Genomic DNA, 16,702 nt, shown 5'->3' with positions numbered 1-16,702 from the left:
GTCGCTTTTGCGACAGGTCAGGACACCCGCTCCAGAGCGAGGCTGACGCCCTGGCCGACGCCGACGCACATGGTGGCGAGCCCCAGTCGCCCCCCGGTCGCCTCGAGCTGCCGCAGGACGGTGCCGGCGAGACGGGCGCCCGACATGCCGAGCGGGTGGCCGAGCGCGATGGCGCCGCCGTTCGGGTTCACGTGCTCGGCGTCCTCCGGCAGCCCCAGCATGCGCAGAACCGCCAGCGCCTGGGACGCGAAGGCCTCGTTCAGCTCGATCGCGTCGAAGGCGCCGATGGTGAGCCCGAGCCGCTCCATCAGCTTGCGCGTCGACGGTGCCGGGCCGATCCCCATGATGCGCGGCGGCACGGCCGCGGAGGCGAGCCCGAGGACCCGGGCCCGCGGCGTCAGGCCGAGCCGGTCGGCCGCGGCCGCGGAGGCGAGCACGAGCGCCGCCGCGCCGTCGTTGACCCCCGACGCGTTGCCGGCTGTGACGGTCCCGCCGGGCTTCACGATCGGCTTCAGACGGCCGAGGGTCTCCAGCGTGGTGTCGGCGCGCGGGTGCTCGTCCTCGGCCACGGAGAGCGGGCCGGCGCGGCCGCCCGGCACCTCGACGGGGACGATCTCTCCGGCGTGGAACCCCTCGGCCTTGGCGCGCGCCGTGCGAGCCTGCGAGCGCAACGCGAAACCGTCCTGCGCGGCGCGGGAGACCTGGAACTCCTCGGCGACGTTCTCGCCCGTCTCCGGCATCGAATCGACGCCGTACTGGGCCTTCAGGAGCGGGTTGACGAAGCGCCAGCCGATCGTGGTGTCGTAGACCTCGGCGGAGCGCTGGAAGGCCTCCTGCGCCTTGCCCATGACGAGGGGCGCCCGGGTCATGCTCTCCACGCCGCCCGCGATTGCGAGCTCGATCTCCCCCGCCCGGATCGCCCGCGCCGCCGTGCCGACCGCGTCGAGGCCGGAGGCGCAGAGCCGGTTGAGGGTCACGCCCGGGACCGCCTCGCCGAGGCCGGACAGGAGCGCGACCATGCGGGCGACGTTGCGGTTGTCCTCGCCGGCCTGGTTGGCGGAGCCAAAATAGACCTCCTCGACGGCGCCGGCGAGGCCCGAATGGCGGCGGACCAGCTCGCGCACGGGGGCCGCCGCCAGATCGTCCGCCCGGACGCGGGCGAGGGCGCCGCCGTAGCGGCCGATGGGCGTGCGGACATAGTCGCAGATGAAGACGTCGGCCATGGCGGTTCCTCTCGCGCGCGCCCGCCCCGCTCCGGCGGGTCCGGTCTTGTTGCGGTGCGAGGGTCGGCGGTACGGGAGAAGCCGGACCGGAGTCAAGCCGATCCGCGCAACCCTGCCCGAACGGCCCGGCACGGCGGGCCGATGTCAGTGGTCGTCGATCCCGCTGCCTTCGTGGATATGCAGGTGCGGCAGCACCGCCACGGTCATCGGCGCCTCGGCCTCGGACACGGCGGGGCAGGACTCGTCGATGAAGGTCCACGAGGTGTTGTTCAGCGCCATGTCGCAGCGGGCGAGGCGGCTGCGGTCGCCGACCCTGAGGCAGGCGGTCTGCCCGAGGGCGAAGTCGCGCCCGAGCGCCCGGCACGTGCAATCCGCCTGCGCCGTCCCGACCCCGCCCGCCACGGCGGCGACCGCGGCGAGGGCGAACCGGAGGAGGGCGGGAAACCGGCGATCGCGCATGGGAACGAGGCTAGCACGGTGCCGGGCGCGGGCAAGGGCCTCGCGCGGCCGTGATCGGCTGGCTCAGGACGGGTCGCGCCCGTCCTCCCGGTCGGTCCGCTGGGCCCGCCGCACGGAGATGAGTTCCCGAACCGCCCAGCCGAGGATGACGGCGAAGACCAGGATCATCTCGATGAGCCCGTACCACTCGTCCATGGCTCAGGAACCCGGCCGGCGCGCAGCCGTCCGCCGGGCCCGCTCCGCCCGCTCCAGCCGGTCGAACAGGTCGACCACCCAGACGATCCGCTCGGCGCCCGAGCGGGGGCCGTCCGCGTGGGCGGACGGGCCAGCCGTCCTCTCGACCAGCCCCGCCGCGCTCGCGATCGGCGGCCCGTGGAGCCCGCCCGTGCCCGGCGCGATCGGAGCTATCGCGCGGGCCGCGAGCAACGCCTTGCGCCGCCCGCCGACCACCGCCCGCCGGGTGATGCTGTCGAGTCCGTTGCGCCGGATCTCGCGCCCGATCTCGGCATAGATCAGCGCTGCGGCCCGGATCGCGGGGCGGCAGCCCGCCGGGAGACGGCCGATGCCGGCCGCCCCGGTCGCGTAGAGCCGGTCGGCGGCGGCGAGGAGCCCCTCCAGGATGCGGGCCAGCGCCGGGGAGGGTTCCGGCCGCGCCAGGAAGCCTGCCGGGTCGATGCCCTCCGACCGGAGCCAGGCGAGCGGCAGATAGATCCGGCCCGCGCGGGCGTCCTCGCCCACGTCGCGGGCGATGTTGGTGAGCTGCATGGCGGCGCCGAGGTCGCAGGCGCGCGCCAGCACCTCCGGCGCCCGCCGGCCCATGAGGACGGACATCATCATGCCGACGGTGCCCGCGACCCGGACCGCGTAGCCCTCCAGGTCCTCGAGCGTCTCGTAGCGACGGCCCTCCGCATCCCAGGCGAAGCCCTCGAACAGCGCCTCCGGCAGCGCGCGCGGAATGTCGAAGCGGCGCACCACGCCCGCGAAGGCCCGGTCGACCGGATGGTCCTCCGGCCGCCCCTCGTAGGCGGCGGCGAGGCGTCCCTGCAGGCCGGCGAGACCGGCCGCCGGGTCGGCCGAGAGGTCCACGGCGTCGTCGGCGAGCCGGCAGAAGGCGTAGAGCGCCGAGGCGGGCTCCCGGATCCGGGCCGGCAGCAGCAGCGACGCGGTGAAGAACGAGCGCGATCCGGTGGCGAGGAGAGCCCGGCACTGGGCGAGGTCGGCCCGGTGCCCGGCCTCCGGAAAGACGGCCGCGCGCGTCGGCGAGCCGCCCCAACCGGTCGGCTCCTCCGGGGCGAGGTCAGTGGGAGAGAGCGGCCGCATCGGGCACCACCTCGTCGAGAATCTTGGCGGAGGTCAGCACGCCGGGGAGGCCGGCGCCCGGATGCGTCCCGGCGCCGACCAGGTACAGCCGCTCGACGGAGCCGAAGCGGTTGTGAGGCCGGAACCAGGCGCTCTGGGTCAGGATCGGCTCGAGCCCGAAGGCGGCGCCGCGGTAGGCGAGGTAGCGGTCGCGGAAGTCGAGCGGGGTCATCAGGCGCGACGTGACCACCGCGTCGCCGAGGCCGGGCAGGAGGGTCTCCTCCAGATGCCGGGCGATGCGCTGGCGGTATGGCTCGGCCGCGCTGTCCCAGTCGACCTCGCCCTCAAGGTTCGGCACGGGGGAGAGCGCGTAGAAGGCGTCGCAGCCCGGGGGTGCCAGCGAGGGGTCCGTCGCCGTCGGCCGGTGCAGATAGAGGCTGAAGTCCTCGGCCAGAACCTTGCGACGGAAGATGTCGGCGAGGAGCTCGCGATAGCGCGGACCCATCAGGATGGTGTGGTGCGGCACGTCCTCGTAGCGGCGGTTCGTACCGAAGTACCAGACGAAGAGGCTCATGGAGTAGCGGGCGCGGTCGAGCTTGCGGTCGGTCCAGCGGCCGCGCAGCCGTTCGGGCAGCATCTTGCGGAGCGTCCAGGCGGAATCCGCGTTCGACACCACCACGTCGGCCCGGAGCGTCTCCCCGTTCGCCAGGCGCACGCCGGTGGCCCGCCGCCCCTCCACAAGGATCTCGGTCACCTCCCGGCCGCAGAGCACCGTGTTGCCCTGGCCCTCGATCAGCCCGACGAGCCCCTTCACCAGCGCGCCCGTGCCGCCCATCGCGAAATGCACCCCGTGGGCGCGCTCCAGCCAGGAGATCAGCACGTAGAGCGCGGTCACCGAGAAGGGATTGCCGCCGATGAAGAGCGGGTGGAAGGAGAGCAGCGTGCGCAGCCGCTCGTCGCGGACGTATTTCGCCGCCGTGCCGTAGACGCTGCGGTGGGCGCCCAGGCGGACGAGGTCCGGGGCGACGCCGAGCATGGCGGTCCAGCGGTCGAAGGGCACGTCGCCGAGCTCGACGAAGCCGGTCTTGTAGACCTCGCGCGAGAGTTTCAGAAAGGCTTCGTAGCCGTTGACGTCATTGGGAGAAAGCCGGGCGATCTCCGCTCGCATTCGGGTCTCGTCGCCCGAGCAGTCGATGGTCGACCCGTCGTTGAACCGGATCCGGTAGAAGGGATCGAGCGCCGTCAGGGTGACGTCGTCGGCCATGCGCCGGCCGGCGAGCGTCCAGAGCTCCTCGAACAGGAACGGTGCGGTGACGATGGTCGGGCCCGCGTCGAAGGTGAAGCCGTCCTGCCGGAACACGGAGGCGCGCCCCCCCGGCTCGTCGAGCCGCTCCAGCACGGTGACGCGGTAGCCACGGGCGCCGAGGCGCACCGCGGCGGCGAGGCCGCCGAAGCCGGACCCGACCACGATGGCGTGCGGCTGGGCGGCGGCACGGGCGGAGAAGGCGGAGGGGCGGGCGGGTGCGGTCATGGCGGGTCTCCGGTGCCGGCGGGATCGTGGGGCCGGCCGAGGCGGCAGAGGACGAGGACGCGGTCGATGATCTCGACGAAGCGGTCCGGGTCCTCCTCGTGGGCAAGGTGGCCGAGGCCGCGCAGGTAGACGACCGAGGCGGACGGGACCACGCGGCGGATCTGGAAGGCGTCGTCGGCGGGCACCATCAGGTCGTCGCCGCCGACCACCAGGGTGAGCGGCACCTCGAGGCGGGGCAGGTCCTCGCCGAGGGTCTTCAGGTCCCAGTTCGCCATCATGCCGAGCGCACCGGCGACGTGGGAGGGCGTCTGTACCAGCCTGCGGTAGAAGTCGACCCCCGTCTCGTCGATGCGGGAGCCGGTCTTCCCGATCAGCCGGTCGACCGCGGGACCGTTGCGCGCCTGCCAGGCGAAGACGCGCGGCACCAGCGGGTTCTGTGCCAGCATGCGCGCGAGCGGGGCGAAGAAGGGCGCGACCATGCCGCCATAGGGCACCAGCGCGCCGTTGACGGAGACGATCCCGAGCGGCCGGCAGAGCCCGTCGAGCACCATGCGGACCGCGATCGCGGCTCCGGCGGAATGACCGACCAGGAGATCGGGCGCGAAGCCGAGGACGCCGGCGAGCGTAGCGACGGCCCGCGCCAGGCCGGGCAGGGTATAGTCGCCTCCGGGCGGCGTCTCCGAGAAGCCGTGGCCGGGCAGGTCCGGGGCGACCACCCGGTGACGCTCGGCGAGGCGGGGCAGGAGATCCCGCCAGGAATGCGTGGACGCACCGGTGCCGTGCAGGAGGAGGAGGCCCGGCCCCTCGCCCGCGACCTGGACGTGCCAGCGCATCCCGCCCGCCTCCACGAAGCGACTCGCTTCGCGGTTCGGCCAGTCGGCGCCGTCCCTGTCCCAGTCGAGCTTGCGGGCCACATTCATCTCCCGCCCTCAGGCGCGCAGCGCCGGGGCGGCCCTGTCGAGCCCGAGCGCCGCCACCACCGCCCCGACGATGCCGCGGGCGTCGATTCCGATGCGGGCATGCATGGCCGCCGGCTGGTCGTGCTCCAGATAGTCGTCCGGGAAGGCGAGGGTGCGGATCTTGAGTCCGTTGTCCAGGAGCCCGCAGGCGGCGAGATGCTGCAGGACGGTCGCGCCGAAGCCGTTCGGCGAGCCCTCCTCGACCGTCACCAGCACCTCGTGCTCGCGCGCCAGCCGCTCGACCAGGTCCGTGTCGATCGGCTTGGCGAAGCGGGCGTCCGCAACGGTCGCCGGGAACCCGAGGGCGGCGAGTTCGTCGGCGGCCTTCAGGGCCTCGGCGAGGCGCGTTCCGAGCGACAGGATGGCGACGGTCCCGCCTTCCCTGAGGATCCGCCCGCGCCCGATCGCCAGCGGGGACGGGTGCTCGGGCATGGCCACGCCGAGACCCTCGCCGCGCGGGAAGCGCAAGGCGATCGGCCCGGTGTCGTGGGCGGCGGCGGTCGCCACCATGAGGGCGAGCTCGGCCTCGTCGGCCGGCGCCATCAGGACCATGCCCGGCACGCAGGACAGGAAGGCCAGATCGTAGGCGCCGTTGTGGGTCGCCCCGTCGGCGCCGACGAAGCCGGCCCGGTCCAGGGCGAAACGGACCGGCAGTCCCTGGATCGCCACGTCGTGGATGATCTGGTCGTAGGCGCGCTGCAGGAAGCTCGAATAGATGGCGCAGAACGGCCGGTAGCCCTCGGCGGCGAGGCCGGCCGCGAAGGTGACGGCGTGCTGCTCCGCGATGCCGACGTCGAAGAAGCGGCGCGGGTGCGCCTCGGCGAAGCGGTCGAGGCCCGTGCCGGACGGCATCGCGGCCGTGATGGCGACGATCCGGTCGTCCCGGGCGGCCGCGTCGATCAGCGCGTCCGAGAAGACCCGCGTGTAGGCCGGTGCGGACGGCTTGGGCTTCTGCTGGGCGCCGGTGGCGACGTCGAACTTCACCACCCCGTGCAGCTTGTCGGCGGCGACCTCCGCGGGGAGGTAGCCGTGCCCCTTGCGGGTGACCACGTGCAGGAAGATCGGCCCCTTCTCGGCCGCCTTCACGTTGCGCAGGATCGGCAGCAGGCTCGGCAGGTCGTGGCCGTCGATCGGGCCGACATAGTAGAAGCCGAGTTCGTCGAAGAGCGTGCCGCCGGTCAGGAAGGTGCGCGCGTGTTCGATCGCGCGGGTGATGGTGCGGTCGAGCGGCCCGGGCAGGTGGCCGGTCAGCTGCTTGCCGGCGTCCCGGATCGACAGGTAGGTCTTGCCCGACAGGAGCCGGGCGAGATGGGTCGACAGGGCGCCGACCGGCGGTGCGATCGACATGTCGTTGTCGTTCAGGATGACGATCAGGCGGGCGTCCATCGACCCCGCGTTGTTCATCGCCTCGTAGGCGAGACCGGCCGACATCGCCCCGTCGCCGATGACCGCGATGACGTTGTCCTGCCGGCCGTCGAGGTCGCGCGCCACCGCCATGCCGAGCCCGGCGGAGATGGACGTGGAGGAATGGCCGGCGCCGAAGGGGTCGTAGTCGCTCTCTGAGCGCTTCGTGAAGCCGGAGAGGCCGCCGGGCTGCCGGATGGTGCGCATGCGGTCGCGCCGGCCGGTCAGGATCTTGTGTGGGTAGGCCTGGTGGCCGACGTCCCAGATCAGCCGGTCGTGCGGCGTGTCGAACACGTAGTGGAGCGCGATGGTGAGTTCCACGACCCCGAGCCCGGCGCCGAGGTGGCCGCCTGTGCGCGAGACGGCGTCGACGAGCTCGCGGCGCAGTTCCTCGGCGAGTTGCGGCAGGTCCTCCTCGGGCAATTGACGGAGATCCGCGGGCACGCGCACCCGGTCGAGCAGGGGGGTCTGAAGCGGCATGTCCGTCTCCCGGTCTCCGGCGTCGGTGCGCCGGGCTTCTTCGTTCAGGCTGCCGCGGGCGTCGCGGCCTTGAGCACGGCCCCGATCGTGGCGGCATCCGCCTGCGGCAGGGCGAGGTAGCGGGCCCCCATGGCCTCGGCGATGGCGCGGGCGCGCGGCGCTGGGCGGGGGGCGGTATCGATCACGAGGGCGGGCAGGGCCTCGGCGCGCAGCGCCCGTGCCGCCGCCAGAGCGTCGGCCTCAGCCCGCGGCCGGCCGCCCGCCCCGTCGCGGGCGACGTTGGCGGCGCCGTCGGTGAGGAAGACGAGTTGGGCCGCCTCGCCCCGGCGGCGCACGGCGCCGGCGAGCGCGGTCCCGGCCTCGATGGCGGACGCGAGCGGCGTGCCGCCCCCGCCCGGCAGCCCGGCCATGGAGGCCCGGGCGCGGGTCAGCGAATGGGTGGGCGGCAGGATCAGGTCCGCGGATCGGCCCCGGAAGGCGACGACGGCGACCCGGTCGCGGCGGACGTAGCAGTCGCCGAGCAGGATCTCGACCGCCCCTTTCGCCTCCGCCAGCCTGTTGAGCGCCGAGGAGCCCGAGGCGTCGACCACGAAGACCGTGGTGGTGCGCGTGCGGTGGCGGAACCGGACGATCCGGCAGTCGCCGCGCGCGATGCGGACGAGGGGGCCGGGCGCGGCCGGCGAGGGGGCGACGCCCGCCCGGAGCTTTTGCCAGGGCGCGGCGGCGCGCAGCGTCTCCACGAGATCGAGGCGCGCGCCGGAGCGCGGGTCGCCGGGACGGGCGCCGAGCGGCCGGCCGCGCAGGGCGGCCTTGCCGGCCGGCCCCGCCCGCCCCTCGTGGCGCGGGCCGGCGAGGCGGACCGGCGCGGTCTGGAGCGCGGCGAGGAGATGGGCCGGCAACACCGCCCGGGTCGCCTCGACGATGCGCTCGGCGAGCGGCTTGTCGGCCGGGTCCGGCGCGGCGGCGTCGGTTTCGGTCGCCTCCGGTTCGGCCGGCGGGGGCTCTGCGGGGGCGGCCTCGGCCTCGGCTTCGGCGGCCGGCAACCGGGTGGCGCGCGGCAGGATGACGAGGCGGACGGCCGTCATGACGTCGTCCTCGGCGATCTCCGCGGCACCGCCGAGCGCCGCCGAGGCCCGCGCGGCGGCGGCGGCCAGGAGGTCCGCCCGCAGGGATCCGGCCCCGAAGGCGACCGCGGCCACCGCGAGCGCCTCGGCCATGGGGGCGGAGAGCCGGACGTCGCGGACGGCCCGGCGGAGGCCGGAAAGGTCGTCGGCCTCCGTCGCGGCCCCGAGATCGGCGATCCGGACGGCGGTGAGGTCGACGCGGAACGCGAGCCGCTCCGCCAGGGTCGGGGCCGGGCCGTCCTCGTCGGGGAGGCTCTCGTCCAGCGCGACGACACCGAAGTGGGCCGGATGCACCCCCTTGAGCCCGTCGCGCTCCAGGACCACGCGGCCGCTGTCGAGCGCGGCGACCAGCCGGGCGGCGGTGCCGGCCGGCAGCCGCTCCGCCATCGGGACCACCAGCACGCCGCCGTCCGCCTCCGCCAGGAGGCCCCGCTCCGCGACCGGCCGTCCGGCCGCGAGCGTGGCGGTGAGATCGAGGCCGCCGATGAGGCGGCCGTCGCCGATGCCGGCCGGCAGGCGGCGCCAGGCCGCGCCCTGCGGCATCAGCCCCTGCAGTAGGGCGATGTAGCGGTCCCGCACCGGTCCCGCATGGGCCCGGACCAGGATGCCGCCGGTCCCAACCGGATCGATCGCGAAGAGAAGCGCGGCCGTGACCGCGTCCGCCCAGGCGAGGGCACCCGCGTCGCCCGCGTCCGCGGCGGCCCCCGGGCCGCCCCCGGAACCATGCCCGCCGGCGTCCGGCAGGCGTCGCGGTTCGGCCGCGGCCGCCTTCGCGGGGACCGTCACGGACCGAACTCCTCCTCGATCGCCCGCTCGATGCGGACGGTGGATCCGACGTCGTCGAGCGGGTTGCGGCGCAGGCGATGGCGCAGCGCCGAGGGGGCGACCGCCCTCAGATGGCCGATCCCGACCACCTCGTCCCCGTCCAGGGCAGCGAGCGCCCGGGCGGCGCGCACCAAGGTCAGCTCGCCGCGCAGCCCGTCCGTGCCGAGCGCGAGGCAGAGCCGCGCCGCAGCCTCGATCACGCCGTCGGACACGTCGATCCCCTCGATCCGGGAGCGCCCGGCCTCGATGCGCCGGCGGACCTTCGCGTCCTCCTTGGCCCAGGCCGAAGCGAAGCCGGCCCGGTCGCGCTCGAAGCCGTCGCGGCGCCGGATGACTTCGACGCGGGTCTTGATGTCGGTCGGCGTCGTGACCTCGACGGAGAGGCCGAAGCGGTCCAGGAGCTGCGGGCGAAGCTCGCCCTCCTCGGGGTTGCCCGAGCCGATCAGTACGAAGCGGGCCGGATGGCGCACGCTCAGGCCTTCCCGTTCCACCACGTTCTCGCCCGAGGCGGCGACGTCGAGGAGCAGGTCGACCAGATGGTCCTCCAGCAGGTTCGCCTCGTCGATGTAGAGGAACCCGCCGTTGGCGCGGGCGAGCAGCCCCGGCTCGAAGGCCTTCTCGCCCCGCGTCAGGGCACGCTCCAGGTCGAGTGCGCCGACAACCCGGTCCTCGGTCGCGCCGAGCGGCAGGTCGACGACCGGGATCGGGGCGAGCCGGGTCTTGCGCGGGCCACTGCGGGGCGACCGGCAGCTCTCGCAGAGGAAACCGCCCGAGGGCGCGCAGCCGTAGGGACAGTCCGCGACCACCCGGCGCTTCGGCAGGAGCTGGGCGAGCCCGCGCACCGCCGTCGACTTGCCGGTCCCCCGGTCGCCGAAGACCAGCACACCGCCGAGGCTCGGGTCGACGGCGGCCATCAGCAGGGCCCGCTTCATCTCCTCCTGCCCGACGATGGCGGAGAAGGGGAAGACGGCCGGCCGGGGCTCCGGCTCGGGCGCGGGCGGCGCCAGGCGCAGAGTCACGGGCGCGACCTCGGGCGTTGTCTTCGACGGGCGGATTTTCGCGGCGATGCGGGCCATGGGCGCGCGCTCCTCAGGATCGCAGGGCGCGCCGCGCCGTCATAAGGCGGGCGGGCAGGCGGAAGCGGACGGTCTCCTCGACGCCGTCGAGGACCTCGACGGAGACGTCCCGGAAGTGGTCGAGCCGCGTCACCGTCTCGGTGACGAGCCGTTCGGGCGCGGAGGCGCCGGCGGTGATTCCGATCGTGTCGACGCCGAAGAGCCAGGCGGGGTCGAGGTCCGCCGGGCCGTCGATCAGCCGGCTCGGGATGCCGGCGGCGGCGCCGATCTCCTGCAGCCGGTTGGAATTCGAGCTGTTGCGCGACCCGATCACCACGAGCGCCTGCACCTCCTCCACGAGGCGCAGGACGGCGAGCTGCCGGTTCTGCGTCGCGTAGCAGATGTCGCGCATGTCGGGGCCGACCACGGCGGGGAAGCGCCGGGTCAGTGCGGCGATGATCTCCCGGGTGTCGGCGAGCGACAGGGTCGTCTGGGTGATGTAGGCGACGCGTTCCGGGTCGGCGACCTCGAGGCCGGCGACCTCCCCGACGGTGCCGACCACGTGGAGCCGGCCCGGAACGCGGCCGCGCGTGCCTTCCACCTCCGGGTGGCCGGCATGCCCGATCAGGACGACGTCGTAGCCCTTCTCCGCATAGGCGCGGCCGTGGGCGTGGACCTTCTGGACGAGCGGGCAGGTGGCGTCGATCACGTCGAGCCCCCGCCCGGCCGCCTCGGCCTCCACGGCGTTCGAGACGCCGTGGGCCGAGAAGATGGTCAGCGCGCCTTCCGGTACCGCGTCGAGGCTCTCGACGAAGACCGCCCCCCGCGCCCGCAGATCCTCGACCACGGCACGGTTGTGCACGATCTCGTGCCGCACGTAGACCGGGGCGCCGTAGTCGTCGAGCGCCCGCTCGACGATGTCGATCGCCCGCACGACCCCCGCGCAGAACCCACGCGGCTTCGCCAGGATGACTTTCAGCGGTCGTCTCATGGCCGGTCCTTTCGGGAACGCGGGCGGGTGGGTGGGCCTCAGGCGGCCCGCTTCAGGCCTTCCACCGCCCAGATTGTCGAGAGCGCCTCGACCAGGTGGGCGATGTCCTCGTCCGTGTGGAACGGATTGGGCGTGATCCGCAGCCGCTCCGTGCCGCGTGGCACGGTCGGGTAGTTGATCGGCTGGACGTAGACGCCGTGGGTCCTGAGCAGCGTGTCGCTGATCGCCTTGCAGACGACCGGATCGCCGACCATCACCGGCACGATGTGGCTCGGGTTGGCCATGTGCGGGATGCCGGCGGCGTCGAGGGCCGCGCGCACCTTGGCGACCCGGTCCTGGTGCCGGGCGCGCTCGGCCTGGCTCTCCTTCAGGTGGCGGATCGACGCGATCGCCCCGGCCGCCACCGCGGGGGGCAGTGCGGTCGTGAAGATGAAGCCCGAGGCGAAGCTGCGGACATAGTCGCAGAGCGCGGCCGAGCCCGTGATGTAGCCGCCCACGACCCCGAAGGCCTTGCCGAGCGTCCCCTCGATCACCGTCAGCCGGTCGCGCACGCCCTCGCGCTCGGAGATGCCGCCGCCGCGCGGCCCGTAGAGGCCGACCGCGTGCACCTCGTCGAGGTAGGTCATGGCGCCGTGGGCCTCGGCGACGTCGCAGAGCTCGGCGAGCGGGGCGATATCGCCGTCCATCGAGTAGACGCTCTCGAAGGCGACGAGCTTCGGCCGGTCGGTCGGGATTTCGCTGAGGAGCCGGTCCAGGTCCTCCGGGTCGTTGTGGCGGAAGATCCGCTTGTCGGCCCGGCTGTGGCGCACGCCCTCGATCATCGAGGCGTGGTTGCCGGCGTCGGAGAGCACCACGCAGCCCGGCATGCCGGCGGCGAGCGTGGAGAGGCTCGCCCAGTTCGACGAGTAGCCGGAGGTGAACAGGAGCGCGGCCTCCTTGCCGTGGAGGTCGGCGAGCTCGCGCTCCAGGAGCACGTGGTAGTGGTTCGTGCCGCCGATGTTGCGGGTGCCGCCGGCGCCCGCGCCGCAGCGGTCGAGCGCGGCGTGCATGGCGGCGAGCACCGCCTCGTTCTGGCCCATGCCGAGATAGTCGTTCGAGCACCAGACGGTCACCTCGCGGGTGCCCTGCTCGGTGTGCATGGTCGCCTTCGGGAAGCGCCCCGCCTGGCGTTCCAGGTCGGCGAAGACGCGATAGCGTCCTTCCTTCCTGAGCGCGGAGAGTTCCTTCCGGAAGAATGCCTCGTAGTTCATGGAACCCCCCTGGTGGTGTCCTTGGGCGTGGCCGTCAGGCCCGGTACCCCGGCCTGCGGCGGTTGGATGGGTCGGGCGGCGTGGCTGGCGAAGCCCCAGCGCCAGAGGTCCGCCGAACGGATCGGCAGGACCATGAAGAGGTGCTCGACGACCGCGAGGCCGAGGAGGGTGGCCACGAGCGTCGCGGCGATGCGCTCGAAGCTCGCCCCCTCGGCCGCGACCGCGCCGGCCACGAGCAGCGCGAGACCGCCGAGGCCGAAGGCGATGGAAGCGGGAAACAACGGATTCATGGGTGCTTGCCGGAAGAAGCTCGCAAGATGGGCGAGGTGCGCCGGCAGGAACTCTGCACCCACGTTGGGGACGCCGAGGAAGATGTTCAGCTTCGCGGAGAGCCGCATGATCCAGAGCACCGCGAAGGTCCACGCGCCGACCGTGTTGTCCCCGCCCCAAGTCAGGGCGATGACCGCCAGGCCCGACGCGGCGAGGCCGATCTCGTGGTGCAGGATCGCCGAGGCCGCGAGCCGGAACCGCCGGCCCGGACGGATCCCCTCCGGACAGCCGCCCCGGTAGGAGCCGGTGAGCGCGCCGGTCAGGAACAGGACCTCGTTCCACCCCCAGACGAGCACCGCCGAGGTGAAGGCCGTGAGCGCACCGGTGACGGTCGGTTCGTCCCGGCTCGCCACAAGTCCCAGGACCCCCGCCACCAGGAGGACGGTCGCCCCCAGGATGGTCCAGCGGAAGGTCCACCGCGGCAGCCCGTCCAGATAGAGGATCAGGCCCGTGGAGACCCACCACAGGACGAGGACGTAGCCGATCGAAAGGCCGGTCGCGGGCACGTCGGCCCCTCCCTCACCAGGCCGGAGCCAGACGGACGTTGTCGGGCAGCGCGTTGGGCTTGACCGGCAGCAGGTAGAGCCGGCCGAAGGTCAGCGCGGCGCGGGCCGCGAGGCCGTACTGCCGAATGCGGGCGCCGATGCCCTTCTCCTGCTTGGCCGCCTCGATCCGCTCGGCGAGCCGCCACAGCCGGTCGAGCCCCGCCCAGAAGGTCGGGTTGTCGAGGTCGAGCATCAGCGGGAAGACCTGCTTGGAGATCTCGTTCGTCAGCGCCAGGACCTTGCGGTCGTACTCGTCCGGGCTCATGCCGAGTGCCTTGTGGAAGGCCGGGCGCATGTGGTCGCGGACATACATGGTCGCGTAGACGGCGAGCAGGAAGAAGCGGATCCAGAGCCGGTTGATGCCGGAGGTCAGCTTCGGGTCGGCCCGCATGATGAGCGCGAAGGCCTCGCCGTGCCGGAACTCGTCGTTGCACCAGTTCTCGAACCACTTGAAGATCGGATGGAAGCGATGTTCCGGGTGCCGCTCCATCTGCCGATAGATGGTGATGTAGCGTGCATAGCCGATCTTCTCGGAGAGATAGGTGGCGTAGAAGATGAATTTCGGCCGGAAGTAGGTGTACTTCTTCGCCCGCGTCAGGAAGCCGAGGTCGATGCCGATCTTGGCATCCTTCAGGACTTCGTTGATGAAACCGGCATGGCGGGATTCGTCCCGGCTCATGTAGGCGAAGAGCTTGCGGATCTCCGGGTTCTTGATCCGCCGCTTGATCTCCGCGTAGAGCACGCAGCCGGAGAACTCGGCGGTCAGGGACGAGACCAGGAAGTCGGTGAACTCCTTGCGCAGGTCCGGCGGCATCTTGTCGAGCGTCGCGCCGGCGAACTCCTCGGTGCGCTTGAAGTGCCCCTTGTTGTGGTCGGCCTCGAGCTCGGCCATCACGTCGTCCCACTCGGCGCGGACGCGGCTCATGTCGAGCTTGTCCATGGCCTCGTGGTCGGTGGTGTAGAAGCGGGGCGACAGGATCGTCTCCTCGGTCGCCTGGGCAAGGGTCGCGGCCTGGCCGCCGCCTTCGACGCGGATCATGACGGCCTCCCGTCCGAGAAGCCGACCTCGTAGAGCTCGGTCAGTTCGAGATAGGCGGCGACCTTGGTGACCGCCCGGTCGATGCGGTTGGCGCGGGTAACGCTCGCCCGGCAGCGGGCGGTCAGCTTCTCGCCGAAGGGAACGCGGGTCGGCGCGCCGTGGACGAGCACCGTGTCGCCGGGCTCGATCTCGCAGCCGTCCAGTTCCACGTAGGCATGCAGGCTTTCCGGCGTGTGCTCGATGTCGACGGTGCAGGGCACCTCGAACGTCCGTCTTTCGAACCAGGCTGTCATGAGTGCTTCTCCCCAGGTTGCAGAAGCTTTGCGAAGGCTTCCGCGTTGGTCGGCCCGAACGCGTCGAGTTCGATCCGCCGCCCCGTCGTCGGGTCGACGAGGGTGAGGCGGCCGTCGGCGCGACGGACCAGTTGGAACGGCGGCTCCCGCCCCGTTCCGCTCATCCGGCGTTCCCGGGCAAGACCCCGGAGGACGCCGCGGATGAATCCGTTGGTGCCGGGCGCGAGCTGCGCGACCTCGGCTCCCGTGTCGGCGTCGAGGACGGCGACGGCACCGCCGCGGTCCTCGAAGCGCAGGTCCTTGACCGCCACCGCCGCGGCCTCTGGCATCACCGTGCGGCCGATGCCGCCGTAGTGGCCGAGCGCGGCGACCGCGACCGCGCCGGCGACCAGGACCAGTGCGCCGAGGACGGCGGCGGTGGGCACGGGCTTGTCGGCGGTCTCGGTCATGGCTTCCGTCTCCTTCAGGCGACGCGCGGCTGCAGCGCAGCGGGCCGGCGGGACTTCGGGGCGGGAGCCGGCTGGGCCCGCTCCGGCTGGATCTCGGGCACGGCCGTCGCCGCGAGGGCCTCGGACAGGAGGTCGGCGACCCCCGCCACGTCCGGAACGGAGCGCAGCGACGGCTCCGGCCGGGTGAAGCGCCACCGGCGGACATGCGGCCAGAGGACCAGGTAGGCGGCGCGCACGCCCGGCTCGAGCCGCAGCGCGATGTCGCCCGACCCGTCCGCGCGCCGCTTCACGGCCGCGCTCTCGACGATCGAGAGGGGCAGGTTGACGGTCATCTGCAGGGCGACGCCGATGCGCAGCACCACGCGCCGGGAGGTCACGGTGTAGATCGTCGTGCGCGCCGTCGCGAAGGCGAGGATCGCGATCAGCGCGAGCGCGCCGGCCGCCAGCGGCAGGATCCAGGCCGCATAGGCGAGCGCCTCGCCGGCCGGCAGGCCGTCATGCAGCCTCGAACCGAACCGCCAGGCGAGGAGCAGGCCGAAATAGGCCGCCACCTTGCGCAGGTGGAAGGCTTCGATCGCGAGCGGCAGGGTCGCCGGGCGGCCCTGCCAGAGCAGCCGCTCGCCCTCGGGCAGCGCCTCCGGCAGGCCTTCGGGGATCTCCGCGGCGGCGCTCACAGCAGCGGCTCCGAGCGGCCGGGGGTGGCGTAGAGCAGGCCGCCGGCGTAGTAGGCCGTGATCTTGTCCTCCTCCAGGAAGGTCACCTGGTCGGGGTTCTTCAGCGCGGGCACCTCCTGGAAGTGCTCGGCGAGCAGCGCGGTGACCGTCATGGTCCGCCGCTTGCCGTCGATCCGCGCGAAGTGGTTGGGCAGGAGCACGCGCCGCCCGCTGTCGAGCGCCACCTCGAAGTAGCGGAACATGTACTCGGCCTTGTCGACCCAGGCGTCGACGACCTCGCCGACCACCGAGCGGTCGCCCGCCACCACCTTCATGCCGCGCGGGTCCGGATCGCCCTTGGCGACGAAGAAGTCGTGCGCCACCCGGAGCGGCACGATCTTGGCCTCGCCCTCGTAGGTCATGTCCGGCACGTCCGCCCGCATCGCGTAGGCGGCCGGGCCGACGCCGTCGACCAGCGGATTGCCGGTCGGCACCAGCGGGGCGCCGAGGAAGGGCGCGACCGGCTTCGCCTTCACGGGGCGGCGGTCGTCGCGCGAGGGATGCGGCACCACGATCGGATCGCCGTGGGCGACCAGGTAGGTCTTCGGCGGCGGCGGGGCCGGGAAGCCGGTGATGGTCACCCGGTCGTTGTTGCGGTCGCTGTCGAGGGGGTAGCCCTCGCGCTTGTTTTCGCGATGCAGGTACAGGATCAGGCCGGCGAAGAAGAGCCAGAACGCGTAGAGCACGACCTGGGCGAGGTCGATGTAGCTGGTGAAGGAGTTCTGCATGGGAC

General features: G+C 73.1%; 17 protein-coding genes. All 17 read right to left on the bottom strand.

Features of this window, described 5'->3' with window-relative positions:
• Nucleotides 1–17: 17 nt before the first annotated feature.
• The gene (gene pcaF, locus WBG79_RS13260) at nt 18–1,223 is read right to left on the bottom strand and encodes a 3-oxoadipyl-CoA thiolase (RefSeq protein WP_337357576.1); all 1,206 of its coding nucleotides are present in this window, start codon (nt 1,221–1,223) and stop codon (nt 18–20) included.
• A 144-nt stretch (nt 1,224–1,367) separates the two neighbouring features.
• Nucleotides 1,368–1,682, bottom strand: coding sequence for a hypothetical protein (locus WBG79_RS13255; protein ID WP_337357575.1), 315 nt, complete (start codon nt 1,680–1,682; stop codon nt 1,368–1,370).
• 63 nt (nt 1,683–1,745) lie between these two features.
• Nucleotides 1,746–1,877 (bottom strand): hypothetical protein, encoded by a 132-nt coding sequence (locus WBG79_RS13250; protein ID WP_337357574.1) that lies wholly within the window; start codon nt 1,875–1,877, stop codon nt 1,746–1,748.
• A 3-nt stretch (nt 1,878–1,880) separates the two neighbouring features.
• Nucleotides 1,881–3,002: a phytoene/squalene synthase family protein gene (locus WBG79_RS13245; RefSeq protein WP_337357573.1), complete on the bottom strand. Its 1,122-nt coding sequence runs from the start codon at nt 3,000–3,002 to the stop codon at nt 1,881–1,883.
• Nucleotides 2,980–4,512: a phytoene desaturase gene (locus WBG79_RS13240; protein ID WP_337357572.1), complete on the bottom strand. Its 1,533-nt coding sequence runs from the start codon at nt 4,510–4,512 to the stop codon at nt 2,980–2,982. Before WBG79_RS13240 ends, WBG79_RS13245 begins: the two co-directional genes overlap by 23 nt.
• Nucleotides 4,509–5,426 (bottom strand): alpha/beta fold hydrolase BchO, encoded by a 918-nt coding sequence (gene bchO, locus WBG79_RS13235; protein ID WP_443147431.1) that lies wholly within the window; start codon nt 5,424–5,426, stop codon nt 4,509–4,511. The genes WBG79_RS13240 and bchO overlap by 4 nt, the downstream gene beginning before the upstream one ends.
• Nucleotides 5,427–5,441: 15 nt before the next feature.
• Nucleotides 5,442–7,355, bottom strand: coding sequence for a 1-deoxy-D-xylulose-5-phosphate synthase (gene dxs, locus WBG79_RS13230; RefSeq protein WP_337357570.1), 1,914 nt, complete (start codon nt 7,353–7,355; stop codon nt 5,442–5,444).
• A gap of 44 nt (nt 7,356–7,399) precedes the next feature.
• Complete coding sequence (locus WBG79_RS13225) at nt 7,400–9,265, bottom strand: magnesium chelatase subunit D (protein ID WP_337357569.1); 1,866 nt, start codon at nt 9,263–9,265, stop codon at nt 7,400–7,402.
• Nucleotides 9,262–10,236 (bottom strand): magnesium chelatase ATPase subunit I, encoded by a 975-nt coding sequence (gene bchI / locus WBG79_RS13220; protein WP_443147455.1) that lies wholly within the window; start codon nt 10,234–10,236, stop codon nt 9,262–9,264. Before bchI ends, WBG79_RS13225 begins: the two co-directional genes overlap by 4 nt.
• Nucleotides 10,237–10,393: 157 nt before the next feature.
• Complete coding sequence (gene ispH / locus WBG79_RS13215) at nt 10,394–11,350, bottom strand: 4-hydroxy-3-methylbut-2-enyl diphosphate reductase (protein ID WP_337357567.1); 957 nt, start codon at nt 11,348–11,350, stop codon at nt 10,394–10,396.
• Nucleotides 11,351–11,388: 38 nt separating this feature from the next.
• Nucleotides 11,389–12,600 (bottom strand): 5-aminolevulinate synthase, encoded by a 1,212-nt coding sequence (gene hemA, locus WBG79_RS13210; RefSeq protein ID WP_337357566.1) that lies wholly within the window; start codon nt 12,598–12,600, stop codon nt 11,389–11,391.
• Nucleotides 12,597–13,436: a putative photosynthetic complex assembly protein PuhE gene (gene puhE / locus WBG79_RS13205; protein ID WP_337357565.1), complete on the bottom strand. Its 840-nt coding sequence runs from the start codon at nt 13,434–13,436 to the stop codon at nt 12,597–12,599. Before puhE ends, hemA begins: the two co-directional genes overlap by 4 nt.
• Before the next feature lie 13 nt (nt 13,437–13,449).
• Nucleotides 13,450–14,514, bottom strand: coding sequence for a magnesium-protoporphyrin IX monomethyl ester (oxidative) cyclase (acsF, locus tag WBG79_RS13200; protein ID WP_337357564.1), 1,065 nt, complete (start codon nt 14,512–14,514; stop codon nt 13,450–13,452).
• On the bottom strand, nt 14,511–14,807 hold the full coding sequence (locus tag WBG79_RS13195) for a hypothetical protein (protein WP_337357563.1): 297 nt from the start codon (nt 14,805–14,807) through the stop codon (nt 14,511–14,513). The genes acsF and WBG79_RS13195 overlap by 4 nt, the downstream gene beginning before the upstream one ends.
• Nucleotides 14,804–15,256, bottom strand: coding sequence for a photosynthetic complex assembly protein PuhC (gene puhC / locus WBG79_RS13190; RefSeq protein WP_337357562.1), 453 nt, complete (start codon nt 15,254–15,256; stop codon nt 14,804–14,806). The genes WBG79_RS13195 and puhC overlap by 4 nt, the downstream gene beginning before the upstream one ends.
• Nucleotides 15,257–15,270: 14 nt before the next feature.
• Nucleotides 15,271–15,930, bottom strand: a complete 660-nt coding sequence (gene puhB / locus WBG79_RS13185) for a photosynthetic complex putative assembly protein PuhB (RefSeq protein WP_337357561.1) — start codon at nt 15,928–15,930, stop codon at nt 15,271–15,273.
• Nucleotides 15,927–16,697 (bottom strand): photosynthetic reaction center subunit H, encoded by a 771-nt coding sequence (gene puhA, locus WBG79_RS13180; RefSeq protein ID WP_337357560.1) that lies wholly within the window; start codon nt 16,695–16,697, stop codon nt 15,927–15,929. Before puhA ends, puhB begins: the two co-directional genes overlap by 4 nt.
• Nucleotides 16,698–16,702 lie beyond the last annotated feature (5 nt).

The sequence above is a fragment of the Prosthecomicrobium sp. N25 genome (genome assembly GCF_037203705.1).
Classification (GTDB): domain Bacteria; phylum Pseudomonadota; class Alphaproteobacteria; order Rhizobiales; family Ancalomicrobiaceae; genus Prosthecodimorpha.
This window is presented reverse-complemented; position numbering and strand designations above follow the sequence as displayed.